The sequence below is a fragment of the Allobosea sp. OK403 genome (assembly GCF_900113835.1).
Taxonomy (GTDB): Bacteria; Pseudomonadota; Alphaproteobacteria; order Rhizobiales; family Beijerinckiaceae; genus Allobosea.
The window spans coordinates 430478-446896 of sequence record NZ_FOQV01000002.1; the positions used below are offsets into that span (position 1 = coordinate 430478).

Genomic DNA, 16419 nt, shown 5'->3' on the forward strand with positions numbered 1-16419 from the left:
CGACAATGCTGCGCATGCGCGTTCTCGGGACCTCCGAACGCCAACCGGCCCGGCCGGTTCTCACCGCCTCGCTCGATCTCGCCGCGCGTCTGCCCCGGCTGATCCTGGAGGCGCGACGGGTCTCGGCCAGCGTGCACGGCATTCATGGGCGCAGGCGCGCAGGCCCCGGCGAGACCTTCTGGCAGTATCGCCCCCTCGTCACCGGCGAATCCGCCTCGCGCATCGACTGGCGCCGCTCGGCCCGTGACGGCCATCTCTTCGTGCGCGAGCGCGAATGGGAAGCCTCGCATGCGATCTGGCTCTGGATCGACCGCTCGGCCTCGATGGGTTTTGCCTCCTCGCTCGCCCTGGCCTCGAAGGTCGATCGCGCGCTCATCGCCGGCTTCGCCCTGGCCGAGACGCTGGTCGAGGGCGGCGAGCGCGTCGGCCATCTCGGTCTGACCCGCGCGCTTGCCTCGCGCCGCATCGTCGAGACGCTGGCGCAAGCGATCCTGGTCGACGCCAAGGGCGCAGAGGCCGACCTGCCGCCGGACGCGCCGCTGCCGCGCCTGGCCGATGCGATCATCATCACCGATGGTCTTTCGCCGGCCGCCTCGCTGGCCAAGCGCATCGCCACGATGGCCTCATCAGGCGCGCGCGGCCATGTCCTGCTGATCGCCGACCCGATCGAGGAGACCTTCCCCTTCACCGGTCAGGCGGAACTCTTTGACCTCGAAGACGGTTTGTCGCTCAGGGTCGGCGATGCCGGCTCCTGGGGCCTGGAATACCGGCAGCGGCTCGAAGCCCATCGTGACGCGATCAAGGAAGCCTGCCGCAAGGTGGGCTGGACGCTGACGCTGCATCGCACCGACCGGCCGGCCAGCGAAGGCGTGCTGCGCATCGCCAGCCTGATCGCCGCGTCGCGCGGCCCCGGACGCTAGGCCATGACAGATTTGCCCGGAACCACTGCGTCATCCTGGACAAGCCGCGCAGCGGCGCAGATCCGGGATCCATCGAAGAACTCCGGAGTTCTACGATCGATCCCGAATCTTCGCGGAGTTTATCCTTGGGCCGATCGAAGATCGGACCCGAGGGCTGCGTCCGGGATGACGCGGTGTTTCAGTGAGAAACCGGCAAATGAGAGGGAGCTGCCCCCATGCTGAGCTCCCTGCCGATCGCCTTCTCCGCCCCGCTGGCGCTCGCCGCGCTGGCTTTGCTGCCGGCGCTATGGCTGATCCTGCGCGTGACACCGCCGCGCCCGAGACGCATCGACTTTCCGCCGCTGAAGATCATGGCGGACCTCATCGCCAAGCGGGAAATGCCGGCCCATACACCCTGGTGGCTGCTGGCCTTGCGCATGGCTGTCGCTGCGCTCGCGATCCTCGCTGTGGCCGGCCCGGTCTGGAACCCGCCGCGCGAGGCTGGCCCAATGCGCGGCCCGATGCTGCTGCTGATCGACAACGGTTTCGGCGCTGCGACCGACTGGCCCGAGCGGCAGGCCATCTCCGAATCCCGCCTCGCCGCCGCCGCCCGCGAAGGCCGCCCCGTCGCCATTGTTGGCCTCGCCGAGGCGTCCGGTGAAATCGCCCTGTCCGAGCCTCGCGCCGCGCTCGACCGGTTGCGCGCCTTGGCGCTGCAGCCGCACGCGCCCGACCGCTCCGCCCATCTCCAGCGTATCGAGGCCTTCCTGCGCAGCGCGCCCGAGGCCGAGACCGTCTGGGTCAGCGATGGCCTTTCGATTGCGGATGACGGCCCCTTCCTCGCCCGGCTGAAGCAGGAAGCCGATGCCCGCCGTCTCTCGATCCATGCCGGCTCCCCCAGCCAGCTCGCCCTGACATCGCCCGAGAACCTCGCCGGTGCGCTTGCCGTGAAGGTGCTGCGCCCTACCAGCGCGGCCACTGCCACGGGCCATGTCCGCGCGCTCGATCTCAAGGGGCTCCCGCTCGGCGATGCGCCCTTCATCTTCAACGGCTCGGACCTGCAGGCCTCGGCGCGGCTGACCTTGCCGATCGAGGTTCGTAACGCCGTGTCCCGGCTCGAGATCGTCGGCGAGCGCAGCGCGGCGGCCGTGGCTCTGCTCGACGACCGCGCCAAGCGCCGGCGCGTCGGCATCGTCTCCGGCACCACCACCGACACGGCCCAACCGCTGCTTTCACCGACCTACTACGTCTCCCGCGCGCTCTCTCCCTTCGCCGAGATCCGCGAACCGCGCCCGGGCTCGACCGACCCGATCGGCGAATTATTGGCGCAGAACCTCTCCGTGCTGGTGCTCGCCGATATCGGCGCGCTCGACGGCGACACGGTCGGCAAGATCAACAGCTTCATCCAGCGCGGCGGCGTGCTGCTGCGCTTCGCCGGAGCGCGGCTGGCGGCGGCGGCCGATGACCTCACGCCGGTGCGCCTGCGCCGTGGCGGCCGCACGCTTGGCGGCGGCCTTTCCTGGGAGACCCCGCGCAAGCTCGCCCCCTTCACCCGCGAGAGCCCCTTCTTCGGCATCGCCATCAACGACGATGTCCGCGTCTCCAGGCAGATCCTGGCCGAGCCCGAAGCCGACCTGGCCAAGAAGACCTGGGCTGCATTGGAGGACGGTACGCCGGTCGTCACCGGCGAACGCCGTGGCGACGGCATGATCGCGATGATGCACGTCACCGCCGACACGACATGGTCGAACCTGCCACTCTCGGGGCTGTTCGTCGACATGCTGCGCAAGGTCGTCAGCCTTGCCGGAACCGGGCCGAGCGAGGCTCAAGGAGAGGATGCGCGCGTGGACACGCTGTCGCCGACCCGTGTGCTCGATGGCCACGGCGCCTTCCGCAGTCCGCCCGCGACCGCCCAGCCGGTGGCCCGGACGTTCTCCGGACGGGCGACCTTGGCGCATCCGCCAGGCATCTACGGCCCTGCCGACGGCTCGCTTGCGGTGAACGCCCTGAACCCGGCCGACAGCCTGAAGGCGATCGATCTCGCGGCACTCGGCGCACCGATCCTGCCGGTCGACAAGCCGGTCGCCTTCGACATCCGCCCGCAATTGCTGGTGCTGGCGCTGCTGTGCCTGATCGCCGACACGCTGGCAACGTTGTGGCTCGGTGGCCGGCTGAACATTGCGCGCCGCGCAGGGCGCGCTGCGCCAGCCGCGATCCTGCTGGCGCTCGTGCTCGTCGGCGCCGCAACGCCCGAGATGGCGCGCGCTCAAGCCGCGCCGACAGGCGCGGCGGACGACCGCCCGCCGATTCCGCGCGAGCTTTTCGCAGCCGGCGCCGTGACGCGGCTGGCTTATGTCGTCACCGGCGACAAGGCGGTCGACGACATGTCCAAGGCCGGGCTTGCCGGTCTCAACGTCGTGCTCGGCGCGCGCACCGCGCTCGAACCCGGCGAGGCGGTCGGCGTCAATGCCGACCGCGACGAACTCGCCTTCTTTCCGGTGCTGTACTGGCCGATCGTAGCAGGCCGCCCGATCCCCGCCCCCGAGACCCTGCGTAAGCTTGAGGCTTATATGAAGGGCGGCGGGCTCGTGATCTTCGACACCCGCGACGCGATGAGCGCGCGGCCCGGCGGCGGCACCACGCCCGAGGGCGAACAATTGCGCCGCATGCTGCAGACGCTCGACATTCCCGAGCTCGAACCGCTGCCGCGCGACCATGTCCTGACCAAGACCTTCTACATTCTCGACGGCTTCGTCGGCCGCTACGATACCGGCACGACCTGGGTCGAGATTCTGCCGCCCGCAGGCGAGGACGGCCGCCGCCCGGCGCGCGCCGGCGACAATGTCTCGCCGATCGTCATCACCTCGAACGACCTTGCCTCCGCCTGGGCCGTCGGCCGGCGCGGCGAGGGGCTGGTACCGCTTTCCGGCTCCGACCCACGCCAGCGCGAAATGGCGCTCAGGGCCGGCGTCAATCTCGTGATGTATGCGCTCACCGGCAACTACAAGGCCGACCAGGTCCATGTCCCGGCCCTGCTCGAGCGTCTGGGACAATAGGTCATGTGGAGCCTCTCCTTCGCCCCGCTGGTGCCGCTGCCGCTGCTGATAGGCCTGAGCCTGCTGGCTGCGCTCGCGGCCGGCGCGGCGATCGTGCTGGCGGGACGCAGCGCCATCCTGCGCGCGCTCGCGCTCGTCATGCTGACGCTGACACTGGCCGATCCCTCGCTCGTCTTCGAGGATCGCGAGCCGGTCAAGGACGTCGTCTCCGTGGTGGTCGACCGCTCCGGCTCGAACCGGCTGGCCGACCGCGCGGCCCAGACGCAGGCCGCCCAGGCCGAAGTCGAGCGCCAGCTGCGCGGCCTGAACAATGTCGAAACGCGTATCGTCGAGGTTCGCGATGCGCAAGGTTCGGGCGACGGCACCCGCCTGTTCGAGGCCTTGGCCGCCAGCCTCGCCGATGTGCCCTCCGAGCGCGTCGCCGGCGCGATCATGATCACCGACGGCCTCGCCCATGACGCCCCGGCCAATGCCGAGGCGCTTGGCCTGCGCGCGCCGCTGCATGTGCTGACCACGGGGCGCAACGCCGAGATCGACCGCCGCATCGTTCTGGTCGATTCGCCGCGCTTCGGCATCGTCGGCAAGGACCAGAACGTCCGCCTGCGCGTCGTCGAGAGAGGCGGGCCGGGCCGGGCCGGGCTGACCATCCGCCGCGACGGCGAGATCATCGCGCGCCGCGAGGTCACCGCCGGCGAGATCGTGCAGGTGCCGATCCGGATCGATCGCGGCGGCCCCAACGTCGTCGAGATCGAAGCCGATCCGCTTGAAAACGAGCTCACCCTCGCCAACAACCGCGCCGTGATCACCATCGAAGGCGTGCGCGACAAGCTGCGCGTGCTCCTGGTCTCGGGCGAACCGCATCCGGGCGAGCGCACCTGGCGCAACCTGCTCAAGGCCGACGCCAATATCGACCTCGTGCATTTCACTATCCTGCGCCCGCCGGAGAAGCAGGACGGCACGCCGATCAACGAGCTTTCGCTGATCGCCTTCCCGACGCGCGAGCTGTTCCAGGTCAAGATCAAGGAATTCGACCTGATCATCTTCGACCGCTACGCCAACCAGTCGATCCTGCCGCTGATCTATTTCGACAACATCGTCCGCTATGTCCGCGAGGGCGGAGCGCTGCTGATCGCGGCCGGGCCGGAATACGCCGGCTCGCAAAGCCTGTCGCGCACGCCCTTGGGGCAGATCCTGCCAGCCGTGCCGGACGGCTCCGTGATTGACGAGGCCTATCGCGCCCGTGTCAGCGAACCCGGCAAGCGGCACCCGGTCACCCGCGACCTGCCAGGCTCCGAGGTCGAGCCGCCGCGCTGGGGCGAATGGCTGCGCATGGTGGGCGCCCGCGCCCGCACCGGTTCGGCCGTGATGACCGGCCCGGGCGAGCGGCCTTTGCTGATGCTGGCGCGCGAGCAGAAGGGCCGCGTCGCGCTCTTCCTCTCCGACCATGCCTGGCTCTGGGCGCGCGGCTTTCGCGATGGCGGCCCCTATCTCGATTTGCTGCGCCGGCTCAGCCACTGGCTGATGAAGGAACCCGAGCTGGAAGAGGAAGCGCTGCGCGCCTCGGCACGCGGCGGCGTCATCGAGGTCGAGCGCCAGACGCTGGGCGACACGCCCTCCCCCGTGACCATCACCGGGCCGGACGGGCAATCGCGCTCCGTGCCGCTCGAGGCCGGCCGACCCGGCCTCTTCACCGCGCGCATCGCGACCAGCGAATTCGGCCTGCACCGCGTCGCGGCCGACAACCTCACAGCCTTCGCCAGTGTCGGCCCCGAGAATCCGCGCGAATTGATGGAAGTGGTGAGCAACCCGGCCCAGCTTCAGGCCCTGGCCGAAGCCAGCGGCGGCTCCTCAAGGCGGATCGGCCAGGAGATCGGCTCGAACGTGACCATTCCGCGCATCGTGCCGGTACGGTCCGGATCGCAATTCGCCGGCTCAGACTGGATCGGCCTGCGCATCAGCGATTCCGGCATCGTGCGCGGCGTCCAGATCTCGCCGCTCTTCATCGGCCTGATCGGTCTGGCCCTGCTGTTTGGCGCGCTCGTCGCCGGTTGGCTGGGAGAAAGCGGCAGACGGTTCAACCGGAAGCCCGACGCGGCCTAGAGCGTTTTCGAGCGAAGTGGACACCGGTTCGCGTGAAGAAAACGCGTTAAAACAGAGAGCTCGCCCTGTCATCCCGGGGCGGTCCAAAGGACCGAACCCGGAACCCACGACCGGGCGAGCGTTGTCGACCGCGCACAGCCAAGGCCTCACCCGGTCGTGGATTCCGAGTTCTCGGCTTCGCCGAGCCCCGGAATGACACGCCCCTCAGCGATATGGCATCACGGCGCCCTTGCGCTGCGCCAACACGCCCTCGACCAGTTCGAGCGCGAGGAAACGCGCCGGGTCTGCCGGCCCCGGTAGGACGAGCTGACCCGGCGGGATCGGCCTGAAGCCGAAGCGGGCATAATAGGGCGCATCCCCCACCAGCATGATCAGATCATACCCTGCGGCCCGCGCCGCCTCGATCGAGCGGTTCATCAGGGCCGCCCCGATGCCGCGTCCCTCAAAAGCCGGATCGACCGTCAGCGGCCCCAGCATCAGCGCGGTGCTGCCGCCCGCGGAAACCGGCGTCACCCTGATCGAGCCGACCAGAAACGTGCCGACATGGGCGGCGAAGGTCAGGTTTGCATCGGGTGGCACCCCCTCGCGCAGACGGAAGGCCGTGCGCGCGAAACGCCCCGGCCCGAAGGCGCGCTCGTGCAAACGCTCGATCGCGGCGGCATCGGCGGGAAGCTCATGGCGAATGGTCAAAGGCAAGGAGGTCATGACGGGCAAACCTGCGGGCGGGCAGAAACCTGCGGATGGGCAAAAACTTGCGGATAGGAGGACGAGGACATGGCCGCGCATCGGCGGCATGCCTCAAGGGCGCGCTTAGCGCGCCGGTCGTCGCAGGGTGGAAAGGCGTTGCCCGTTCGTCATGGCGGCGGGCTGTAGCAGAGTGGCGCGCGGGCGTCCATCACGCTTCTCGAGATAAGCGCGGGCTCACCAGACGGCCGGAGCTCTTGCGCCAGCCGCGATCTCGTCCAACCGCCGCCGCGTCGCCGGCGTTATGCCTTCCGGGAGCGTAGCGAGCGGAAAAAAGCCGGCTTCGGCGATCTCCCGGTCCGGCTGCTTTACACTCGCCACCACGAATTCCCGCGCCACGAACACCGCGACATGGTCGCGCCGCGACATCGCCCGGTTGAGGAAAACCCCGTGCAGCAGCACCGGCCCCGTCAGCAGGATGCAGCCCTCCTCGCGCAGCTCCTTGGCCAGCGCCTCCTCGAGCGTCTCGCCGACCTCGACTCCGCCACCCGGCAGGTGCCAGCCGGGGGTGTAGGTATGGCGGACCAGGAAGACGCGGCCTTCGTCGTCCAGCACGACGGCCCGCACGCCCAGCGTCATGCCCCGCACGATGCGGAAATAGAGATGCAGCAGCCGGCCAAGCATCTTTTGCGGCAAGCTGCGACCGGTCTCAGACCCCGGCAGCCGGTCAGCAGGAGGCTCGGATGCACGATCCGCGGTCATGGACTCGTCAAATCCAAACGAAATCCTAATTGTCTATGCAAATAACGCATGGCAGAGGCCCGTTTCCGGTTCCGTTACGTCACAAACGCGCCGCAAACGAGGCAGAGAAGACAGCCTCACAAACAGGAACTCCCGTCATGCTACTCTCTTTCATCATTGCTCGCCTGCGCGCCAAGCCGGCTTATGTCTGGAAGCCCGCCGTCACCCTGACCGATTCGTTCATCGTCTCCGAACTGACCGGCACCGCCAACTGAGCCGACCTGCGCGAGGCTTGCGTCGCTATCGACGCATCTTTCGCGCTTGACGGCTGGCGGGCGGCAAGGGCAAGCGCTTAGGCTGTGTTCAAGCTCGCGCATCTGTCCGACCCCCATCTCGGTCCTCTCGCCGGTTTTTCGCTGCACCAGCTCCTGGGCAAGCGTGCGACAGGCTATGTCAATTGGCGGCGCAAGCGGCGCCATGCCCATGACATGGACGTACTGGCCCTGATCGTCGCCGATATCCGCGCGCAAGCGCCCGACCATGTCGCCTGCACCGGCGATGTCGCCCATATCGGCCTGCCCAACGAATTCAAGACGGCTGTCACCTTTCTCGACACGCTCGGCCCGCGCGACGCCGTCAGCTTCGTGCCGGGCAATCACGACGCCTATGCCCCCTCATCCCTGAAGCCGCTCGCCAGCCATCTCGGCCCGTGGTGTGCCGATGACGAGGGCACGGCCGGCTATCCCTGGTATCGTCGTCGCGGCCCGGTCGCCCTGATCGGCCTCAACAGCGGCATTCCGACCCTGCCTCTCATGGCAACGGGGCGCCTCGGCCAGGCGCAGATCACCAAGGCCGAGGTCCTGCTGAATCGGGCCCGCGACGAGGGGCTGATCCGTGTCGTGCTGATCCATCATCCGCCCTATGTCGGCGGCGCGCGGCGCGCGCGCGAGCTCGTCGATGCCGAGGCATTCGAGGCAATGCTCGCGCGCAGCGGCGCCGATCTGATCCTGCACGGCCACAACCATACATTCTCGCTGGCCTGGCGGCCGGGGCTGGGCCGCGACGTGCCGATCGTCGGCGTGCCTTCGGCCTCGATCGGCCCACTCGGCCATGGCGAGAGGGCGACCTGGCATCTGTTCAAGATCGAGGGCGACGCAAGCGCCCCCCAGATCAGCGTCGAGCAGCGCGGCTTCGAGCCCGACGGCACGGTGATGCTGCGCCAGGAGATCGCGCTGCACGCAAAGCCGGTGTGAGCGGTGTCATCCCGCACGCGCTGCGGCATGCAATGCCGCCGCGCAGATGCGGGACCGCGCGACGATAAGGGCGCCTTTTCCTGATGACGGTCCCGTGTCTGCGTAGCGGCACTTCGCGCCGCAACGCGCACGGGATGACGCGCTGCATCAGATGCAGCGCCCACCATCCACGGCAAGAACCGTACCCGTCACCATCTCGGCATCGTCCGAGCAGAGATAGAGCGCCGCATTGGCCATGTCCTGCGGCGTCGAGAGCCGGCCCCAGGGAATGCTTGCCTTGAACTGTGCGCGTTTCTCCGGCGTGTCCTCGCCCATGAAGGTCGCCAGCAGCGGCGTCTCGCCGGCGACGGGCGCGATCGCGTTGACGCGGATGCGGTCGGGCGCAAGCTCCACCGCCATCGATTTCGAGAGCAGGTTCACCGCCCCCTTGGAGCCATTGTACCAGGTCAGGCCCGGGCGCGGCCGAATGCCGGCGGTCGAGCCGATATTCAGGATGACGCCGCCGCCATGCTCGCGGAAATGCGGCACGGTCGCGCGCGCCATGAGATAAATCGACTTCACGTTCACCGCGAAGACGCGATCGAACTCCTCCTCGGACACATCCAGCATCGGCTGGTTGCGATGGCTGATGCCGGCATTGTTGATGACGATGTCGAGCCGGCCGAACTTCGCCAGCACGCGCTCCACCGCCTTGTCGACGCTCTTAGCCCGGCCGACGTCACAGCCGACGGCAAAGGCCTTGCGGCCGATCGCCTTGGCCGCCTCCTTGGCCTTGTCGGCATTAATGTCGAGCACGGCCACCCGCGCGCCCTCGCGCACGAAAGTCTCGGCGATGCCGAGCCCGAACCCCTGTGCCGCACCGGTGATCAGCGCCGTCTTGCCCTTCAATCTCATCGTGCTTCCTCAGCTTTTCCCAAGGTCCGTTTATCTCGGGGTCCGCGACATTGGTGAGATTTGCCGCCGGCAACAAATGCGTTTTCGCGATTGGGTGGAGACGGAAATTGTATGGCGGGCAGGGCGCGGGGAACCCCTCTCCTGTAAGGAGAGGGGCAGGGGTGAGGTGTAGGCCCCTGGACCAGTCGAGCGCCAGCCTCACAGCGAAGCAACGGTGAGGTCACAGTCAAATCGTCCGACGGCCGACCCCTCACCCTGCCCTCTCCCACCAATCTCGGGCCTGCCCGAGATTGGCATCGATCGTGGTCCAAGTCGGAAACATCCGACTTGGATGGGAGAGGGTTCCCCGCGCTCATCTTGGAAAGGAGCGCTCACGCCCGAACCTCACGCCCCCAACTCTTCCTGCAGCATCTCCAACGCCAGCCAGCGTTCTTCCGCCTGCCCGATCTCGCGTGTCACCTCTTCCAGCCGCGTCGTTGCCTTGGCGAACAGTTTGGGGTCGCGCGTATAGAGATCGCCCGAGAGCGCCTGGCTGAGCTTGGCGGCTTCCGCTTGCAGAACCGCGATGCGCTTGGGCAAGGTCTCCAGCGCATGCTTCTCGTTGAAGGAAAGCTTGCGCTTCGAGACCGGCGCAGGAGCGGCTGCCACCGTGGGCTTGTCCTCGGCAGGCGCCGATTTCCCGGGGACCGCCCTCACCTTCGCGCCGACGCCACGCCCGCGCTGCGCCAGCATGTCGGAATAGCCACCGGCGAATTCCGTCCAGACGCCGTCGCCATCCGAGATCAACGTCGCCGAGACGACGCGGTCGATGAAGTCGCGGTCATGGCTGACCAGCAGAACCGTGCCTTGATAGTCGGCCAGAAGCTCCTGCAGCAGGTCGAGCGTCTCGAGGTCGAGATCGTTGGTCGGCTCGTCCAGCACCAGGAGGTTGGAAGGCTTCGCCAGCGCCCGCGCCAGCATCAATCGACCGCGCTCGCCGCCCGACAGCGCTCCCACCGGCGTGCGCCGCTGCAGCGGCTGGAACAGGAAGTCCTTCATATAAGCGATGACATGACGCGGCGTGTCGCCGACCATGACCTGGTCGGAACCACCACCGGTCAGCGCATCGCCGAGCGGCGTCGCAGGGTCGAGACTTTCGCGGCGTTGGTCGAGCGTGACCATGTTCAAGGAGACGCCGAGCTTGACCTTGCCGGAATCGGGCGCGAGCGCGCCGGTCAGCAGGTTGATCAGCGTGGTCTTGCCGGCGCCATTGGGGCCGACGATGCCGATCCGGTCGCCACGCGCCACGCGCAGCGACAGCGACTTCACCACCGCGTTGTCGCCAAAGGATTTTGCGACATCGATCGCCTCGATCACGAGCTTGCCGGAGGTCTGCGCCTCGCTCGCCTCAAGGCGGACATTGCCGACGACATTGCGGGCCGTGCGGCGCTGCTCGCGCAGGCCATGCAGTTCGCCGAGGCGACGCTGGTTGCGGGTGCGGCGCGCGCTCACGCCGTAACGCAGCCAGTCTTCCTCGCGGGCGATCTTGCGGTCGAGCTTGTGGCGGTCGAGCTCTTCCTGGGCGAGCACCTCGTCGCGCCAGGCCTCGAACTCGCCAAAACCCTTGTCCATGCGCCGCGTCAGGCCGCGATCGAGCCAGATCGTGGCGCGCGAAAGCGAGGTCAGGAAGCGCCTGTCATGGCTGATCAGGACCATGGCCGAGCGCAAGGACTTCAGCTCCTGTTCCAGCCATTCGATCACGGGCAGGTCGAGATGGTTGGTCGGCTCGTCGAGCAGCAGAATGTCGGGCTCGGGCGCAAGCACCCGCGCCAAGGCCGCGCGGCGCGATTCGCCACCCGACATCGTGGCGGGGTCCTCCTGCCCGGTCAGGCCGAGCTCATCGATCAGATATTGCGCGCGATAGGCGTCGTCGCCCGGCCCCAGGCCGGCCTCGACATAAGCGAGCGATGTCTTGTAGCCGGTAAAATCCGGCTCCTGCGGCAGATAGCGGACCGTGCAACCCGGCTGCACGAAACGGTCGGCGCTGTCGGCCTCGACGAGCCCCGCCACGATCTTCAGCAAGGTCGACTTGCCCGAGCCGTTGCGGCCGACCAGGCAAACGCGCTCGCCGGCGGAAACGGCAATCTCCGCCGCCTCGAGAAGCGGCTGTCCGCCGAAGGTGAGCGCGACGTCGCGCAGATGGAGCAAGGGGGCCATGGGGTGTCCGTGAGGGGAATGCTGGCGGGATAGACCGGCACGGCGGCTCTGTCACGCGCCGTGCTGCGATGAGTTCCATCTTGGTGCGGCGCACAACCGCTATTATCGTGAGCGCAGGATCCCCTTCGAACGAGCGTCCACCCGGAGTGCCCCTTGGCTAGACCGAAGCGACTGCGAGATGAAAGCCCGGCCCGCATGGGCGATAATGGCGGCCCACCGCTCGATGAGCCGCCGCCACATGAGCCGGAATGGGGTAAGGGCGAGATCAACCGCTATTTCGAATGGCGCACGGCCCATCGCCGGGCCTGGCGCAAGCCGCCGGCAATCGCGCTGCGCCGCGAGGAGCGCGCCGAGGCGCTCGGCCTGACCTATGAGGAATATACGCTCGAACTGCTGGAGCGCGGCCGCCATCCCCAGCCGGAGGATGTTGCCGCCATCAAGGCCAAGCGCGCCGAGAGACGCCGCTCCGGAGGTGTCGTCGGCCAGTCGCTGAAGGGGATGCGCTTGAAATAGAGCATCGGCCCGAAAACGGGGAACCGGTTTTTTCGCAGGAGCAAGGCTCTGAGCTTTTAGGCGCCGAGCATTCGCCGCATGAAGCGCGTCGCCGGCTTTTCGAAGGCGCGGTGGACCAGGAGCGCGGCAACGACTGCGCCCGCCAGAGCCACGATGATGAAGAGCGGTGGCGATCCCAGGCCTAGGCGCTGGAACAGCTCGCGCAGGCCCCGAATGATGAAGGGGTGCACCAGATAAAGCGCATAGGACGCGTCGCCGACCAGCGCCAGCCAGCGAACCGGCGCTGAGGGCGCCTCCCGCCGCTTGCCGCATGCAGCCGCCAGCACGAGCAGGGCCGCGGCCGAGCCGCGCCATGCAAGCGCCGCCCAGGGCGCATCGCTGCCCGGCACCTCGGCCGCGACCAGGAGCAGCGCCACGCCAAGCGCAGCGACCGCAGCGCGCGAGGCGAGCCCCAGTCGAAAGCCCCGCCGCCACAGCAGGGCGATCCCCATCCCGGCCACGAATTCGAGCACGATCGGCTGGCCCCAGAAGCGCAGCGGTACCGCCAGCGGCCCGGCCAGTGTCTCGGCCGTGACCAGCGCCACCAGGGCCAAGGTGATGGTCGGCAGCGTCCAGGCGCGCGGCAGCAGCAGCCCCAGGGTGAAGAGGGCGTAGAACAGCATCTCGTAGTTCAGCGTCCAGCCCAGTGAATAGACCGGCTGGACGAGCCCTATCGTCGAGATCGTGGGCCAGAACAGATAGGAGCCGGCGATCTGCGCCAGATCCGGCGCGCCCGAATTCAGTGCCCCCGGCAGGACCAGTCCAACGAGCAGGAACAGAGTCGTCGCGGCCCAGTAGAGCGGCACGATGCGCGCGAGCCGGCGCTGCAGGAAGAGCCTCGCACCATCCGCCCGGCCGAAGAGATCGGCGGAGGCATGCACCATGATGAAGCCGGAGACGACGAAGAAGATGTCGACGCCCGCCATCCAGGGCAACAGCAGCGAAGGCGAGAAACCGGTCCCGCTCCGCGCCGCCAGCGCAATCGCATCATACTGGACATGGTGCACGGCGACCATGAAGGCCGCAGCCGCGCGCAGGGCCTGGATGCCGTAAAGCTGGAACAAACCGGAAAGAGCCTCAGACGCGCGAAACCGACGCGTTCACGCAAACCACAGCCGCGCAGGGTCGTCCAGTCCGAACCGCGTCGGGGTGGCGGCGATGGCGGCCAGCCCCTGCTCGGCGGCATCATGTGTCGTGATCACATGCAAAGCGAAACGCTTCGCCAGATCCTCCATCGGCGGTTTGCCATGGAACACGGCCTGGATCGTCGCCAGGTCGGCCAGCGGCAGGAGCCGCGGCACGATGCCGCCAGCGATATAGACACCGCCCGTCGCCTTGAAGGCGAGCGCGAGATCGCCCGCGACCCGCGCCAGCAATCGCCAGAAGCAGATCACCGCCATCAGCGCGGCAGGGTCGCCGTCGAGCGCCAGCGTCGTCACATCAGCGGCGCTGACATCGGCCTCCAGCATGCCCGATTGCTTCGCCACTGCGCGGTGGAAACGCACCAGCCCGTAGCCGCTGAGCAGCCCTTCGACCGTGACGCGTGGCTGCTCGGCGGCAAGCGCCGGCCAGAGCTTGTGCTCGGTCGGGTCTTCCGGGCCGATACCGATATGGCCGGCCTCCGTCGGCACCAGGACGCCGCGCTCGCCCCGCATCAGGAGCGCGGCGGCGCCAAAGCCCGTGCCAGGCCCGAGCACGAGGCGAAGCCCTTCAGGCTCCGGCTGGCCCGGAACCAGCGTCGTCAAATCCGCCTCGCGCAATACGGCGAGCGAAGCCGCCAGCGCCTCGAAATCATTGACCAGCAGTCCTTGTTCGAGCCCGAGCGCCTTGGCGAGCCGCGGACCGTCGAAATGCCAATTGGCATTGGTGAGCTGCGCCTCCCGCCCGTCCAAGGGCCCAGCGACGGCGAGGACGGCGCTGCGCGGCCGCTTCGCCAGCGTTGACAGCACAGCCTCCAGCGCCGCCTCCGGCGTCGGGTGGCCGCCGGTGCTGATCCGCGCCAGAGGTTCTTGCGGCGCCCCTGCCCGGGATACGAGTGAAAGCCGGCAATTCGTGCCGCCGATATCGGCGACCAGAACCGGATGGGCGAAAGGCGAGGTCACGCCGGCTTCCTGAAATCGGAGAACCAGCCGAGCCCTTCGAGCGTGCCGGCCGCCGGTCGGTACTCGCAGCCGACGAAGCCCTCATAGCCGAGTCCGTCCAGCTCATCGAACAGGCGCGGATAGTCGGGCCCCGAAGCGTCCGGCTCGTGGCGGCCATTGGCGCGCGCGATCTGGACATGGCCGACGAGCGGGTAAAGCGCCTTCAACTTGCCGGAGACGTCGCCATGGATCAGCTCGCAATGATACATATCGAACTGCAGCCTGACGTTCTGGCGCTCCGACTCGCGGACATAAGCCGCCGCCTGGTCGAAATCATTGAGGAAATAGCCCGGCATATCCTTGCCGTTGATCGGCTCTAGCAGCAGGTCGATGTCGTGCTCGGCCAGCTTGTCGGCGGCATAGGCGAGCGCTGCGCGATAAGCCTTCTGCGCAGCGGGGTCCTGCGGGTCGGCATGCCCCGCCATCATGTGCAGGCGCTTGACGCCGGTCTCATGGACATAGGGCAGCGCAGTTTCGATACCCGCCCGGAACTCCTCCTCGCGGCCGGGGATCGCCGCCATGCCGCGTTCACCCTTGGCCCAGTCGCCCGGCGGTAGGTTGAACAGCGCCTGCTCGACCCCGGCGCCGGCGAGCGCGAGGCCAACTTTTTCAGGCGCATGCTCATAGGGGAACAGGAACTCGACCGCCTCGAAGCCGGCATCGGACGCAGCCTTGAAGCGGTCGAGGAAGTCCCACTCTGTGAACATCATCGAGAGATTGGCGGCAAAGCGCGGCATGTCGGCCTCAAGGCTGGATCAGGGTGGGCAAGCTAGCGCGAAGCGCCGCGGCCGTCATGATCAAACGCAACCGGGCAGCTTGCGTTCCGTCCGTCAATCCCATCCGCGCCGTCATCCCGGGCAAGCGGCAAAGCCGCGCTGACCCGGGATGACGGCGCGGATGTAGAAGCAAACTTACTTCTTGACGGGCACGACCGGCGGGTTCGGGTCCTTCGAGAAATTGCGGAAGACCATGTCGGGCGAGGAGGTGTTGTGACGAGAATGGGTGGTGCGGCCCATCCAGATATCGGTCGCCTTGCCACCGATGAACGGCATCAGCGGCTCCTCGCGCCAGCCCTTGGCGCCGGGCTCGCGCACTGCGATGCGGGCGACATCGTTGTTGAACTCGGTGACATACATCGAGCGCAGCGCCACGAAACCCTTGCCGCCGGTCACTGGCTTGTCGAGCACCGCGTCCAGCACCATGCGGTTCTCATCGACGCTGTCGAGCTTCAAGCTGCCCGACGAACCGTCCTTGAAGCTCAGCTTGAAGGTGGTGGTCTTGGGATCGAACTCGATCTCCTTGATGTTCACGACCGGGCGCCCGTCGGTCTCGATCGGCCCGAACAGGAAGGACGAGCCATAGGCTGAAGACGCAAGCTGCTGCGGCGGCATCGGCCTGGCGCGCCAATAGCCGTCCTGCGGATAGACCACGAGCAATTCATGCGAACGATCCTTGCCGAGCTTCCAGAGCTGGACGAGGTGCAGGCCTTTCTCGACCCTGTCGCCGACCCGGAAAGTGGTATCGGCCGGCCGCCAGAAGGTCGGGAAGGTGTAGCCGACGAGCCAGTAGTCGATGCTCTCATAGAAGGTGACACGCCGGGGCGGCACGGGGGCTGCGAAGGAGGGATCGCCCTTCATCTCGCAATCGGTCCAGTCCGCGTCCCAGTTATCCCGCAAGAGACCTGCATTGTAGGCAGGATGCGCTGCCTCGATCTGGAAGCGCCGCACCTCGGGCGAGATCGCCTTGATGGTGACGTTGTCCTTCTCGGCGCAGAGCACCGGCTCGGACTCGTTCTTGACCTCGACGGCGACGTCGCCGGCGGCAAGAGCCGGACAAGCGGCGCAGGCCAAAGCGAGCGGCAGAACCACGGAGCGCAGGCGGGAGAAAAGCGTCATCATCGATA

13 protein-coding genes are annotated in these 16419 nt (G+C 67.8%); 5 read left to right on the plus strand and 8 right to left on the minus strand.

Annotated features, from left to right (window positions below; genetic code table 11):
- Window positions 1-14: 14 nt before the first annotated feature.
- The 3 genes from BMZ97_RS07990 (at window position 15) to BMZ97_RS08000 (ending at window position 6055) form a co-directional block, all read left to right on the plus strand.
- The gene (locus tag BMZ97_RS07990) at window positions 15-920 is read left to right on the plus strand and encodes a DUF58 domain-containing protein (protein WP_244546350.1); all 906 of its coding nucleotides are present in this window, start codon (window positions 15-17) and stop codon (window positions 918-920) included.
- Window positions 921-1138: 218 nt separating this feature from the next.
- Window positions 1139-3955 carry a DUF4159 domain-containing protein gene (locus BMZ97_RS07995; protein ID WP_092168758.1) on the plus strand — a complete coding sequence of 939 codons (2817 nt, stop codon included), beginning with the start codon at window positions 1139-1141 and terminating at the stop codon, window positions 3953-3955.
- Window positions 3956-3958: 3 nt separating this feature from the next.
- Window positions 3959-6055 carry a hypothetical protein gene (locus BMZ97_RS08000; RefSeq protein WP_092167332.1) on the plus strand — a complete coding sequence of 699 codons (2097 nt, stop codon included), beginning with the start codon at window positions 3959-3961 and terminating at the stop codon, window positions 6053-6055.
- A gap of 204 nt (window positions 6056-6259) precedes the next feature.
- On the opposite strand, the gene BMZ97_RS08005 is transcribed toward BMZ97_RS08000, so the two are convergent.
- Both BMZ97_RS08005 and BMZ97_RS08010 read right to left on the minus strand, forming a co-directional pair.
- Window positions 6260-6760, minus strand: coding sequence for a GNAT family N-acetyltransferase (locus tag BMZ97_RS08005; protein WP_092167334.1), 501 nt, complete (start codon window positions 6758-6760; stop codon window positions 6260-6262).
- A gap of 216 nt (window positions 6761-6976) precedes the next feature.
- Window positions 6977-7423, minus strand: coding sequence for an NUDIX domain-containing protein (locus BMZ97_RS08010; RefSeq protein WP_244546351.1), 447 nt, complete (start codon window positions 7421-7423; stop codon window positions 6977-6979).
- Window positions 7424-7839: 416 nt separating this feature from the next.
- Between BMZ97_RS08010 and BMZ97_RS08015 the strand changes: the two genes are divergently transcribed.
- Complete coding sequence (locus tag BMZ97_RS08015; protein ID WP_092167337.1) at window positions 7840-8733, plus strand: metallophosphoesterase family protein; 894 nt, start codon at window positions 7840-7842, stop codon at window positions 8731-8733.
- A 147-nt stretch (window positions 8734-8880) separates the two neighbouring features.
- Here BMZ97_RS08015 and BMZ97_RS08020 read toward each other — a convergent pair whose 3' ends face one another.
- Window positions 8881-9627: an SDR family oxidoreductase gene (locus BMZ97_RS08020; protein WP_092167338.1), complete on the minus strand. Its 747-nt coding sequence runs from the start codon at window positions 9625-9627 to the stop codon at window positions 8881-8883.
- Between the two features lie 384 nt (window positions 9628-10011).
- On the minus strand, window positions 10012-11823 hold the full coding sequence (locus BMZ97_RS08025; RefSeq protein ID WP_092167340.1) for an ABC-F family ATP-binding cassette domain-containing protein: 1812 nt from the start codon (window positions 11821-11823) through the stop codon (window positions 10012-10014).
- Window positions 11824-11976: 153 nt separating this feature from the next.
- Here BMZ97_RS08025 and BMZ97_RS08030 point away from each other — a divergent pair, with 153 nt between their 5' ends.
- Complete coding sequence (locus BMZ97_RS08030) at window positions 11977-12336, plus strand: hypothetical protein (protein WP_244546298.1); 360 nt, start codon at window positions 11977-11979, stop codon at window positions 12334-12336.
- Window positions 12337-12392: 56 nt separating this feature from the next.
- Here BMZ97_RS08030 and BMZ97_RS08035 read toward each other — a convergent pair whose 3' ends face one another.
- From BMZ97_RS08035 to BMZ97_RS08050, 4 genes are all read right to left on the minus strand, one after another.
- Window positions 12393-13439 carry an acyltransferase family protein gene (locus BMZ97_RS08035; RefSeq protein WP_244546299.1) on the minus strand — a complete coding sequence of 349 codons (1047 nt, stop codon included), beginning with the start codon at window positions 13437-13439 and terminating at the stop codon, window positions 12393-12395.
- 36 nt (window positions 13440-13475) lie between these two features.
- Complete coding sequence (locus tag BMZ97_RS08040; RefSeq protein ID WP_175525475.1) at window positions 13476-14477, minus strand: glucokinase; 1002 nt, start codon at window positions 14475-14477, stop codon at window positions 13476-13478.
- The gene (gene otnI / locus BMZ97_RS08045; protein WP_092167345.1) at window positions 14474-15253 is read right to left on the minus strand and encodes a 2-oxo-tetronate isomerase; all 780 of its coding nucleotides are present in this window, start codon (window positions 15251-15253) and stop codon (window positions 14474-14476) included. Before otnI ends, BMZ97_RS08040 begins: the two co-directional genes overlap by 4 nt.
- Window positions 15254-15427: 174 nt before the next feature.
- A complete protein-coding gene (locus BMZ97_RS08050) occupies window positions 15428-16411 on the minus strand; it encodes a hypothetical protein (RefSeq protein ID WP_139221174.1) in 984 nt (327 codons plus the stop codon).
- Between the last annotated feature and the right edge of the window lie 8 nt (window positions 16412-16419).

What these genes read in the sequence shown, in the direction of transcription:
- BMZ97_RS07990 (WP_244546350.1), top strand. Translation starts at nt 15, where the DNA reads ATGCGCGTTCTCGGGACCTCCGAACGCCAACCGGCCCGGCCGGTTCTC.
- BMZ97_RS08000 (WP_092167332.1), top strand. Translation starts at nt 3,959, where the DNA reads ATGTGGAGCCTCTCCTTCGCCCCGCTGGTGCCGCTGCCGCTGCTGATA.
- BMZ97_RS08005 (WP_092167334.1), bottom strand. Translation starts at nt 6,760, where the DNA reads ATGACCTCCTTGCCTTTGACCATTCGCCATGAGCTTCCCGCCGATGCC.
- BMZ97_RS08010 (WP_244546351.1), bottom strand. Translation starts at nt 7,423, where the DNA reads ATGCTTGGCCGGCTGCTGCATCTCTATTTCCGCATCGTGCGGGGCATG.
- BMZ97_RS08020 (WP_092167338.1), bottom strand. Translation starts at nt 9,627, where the DNA reads ATGAGATTGAAGGGCAAGACGGCGCTGATCACCGGTGCGGCACAGGGG.
- BMZ97_RS08025 (WP_092167340.1), bottom strand. Translation starts at nt 11,823, where the DNA reads ATGGCCCCCTTGCTCCATCTGCGCGACGTCGCGCTCACCTTCGGCGGA.
- otnI (WP_092167345.1), bottom strand. Translation starts at nt 15,253, where the DNA reads ATGCCGCGCTTTGCCGCCAATCTCTCGATGATGTTCACAGAGTGGGAC.
- BMZ97_RS08050 (WP_139221174.1), bottom strand. Translation starts at nt 16,411, where the DNA reads ATGACGCTTTTCTCCCGCCTGCGCTCCGTGGTTCTGCCGCTCGCTTTG.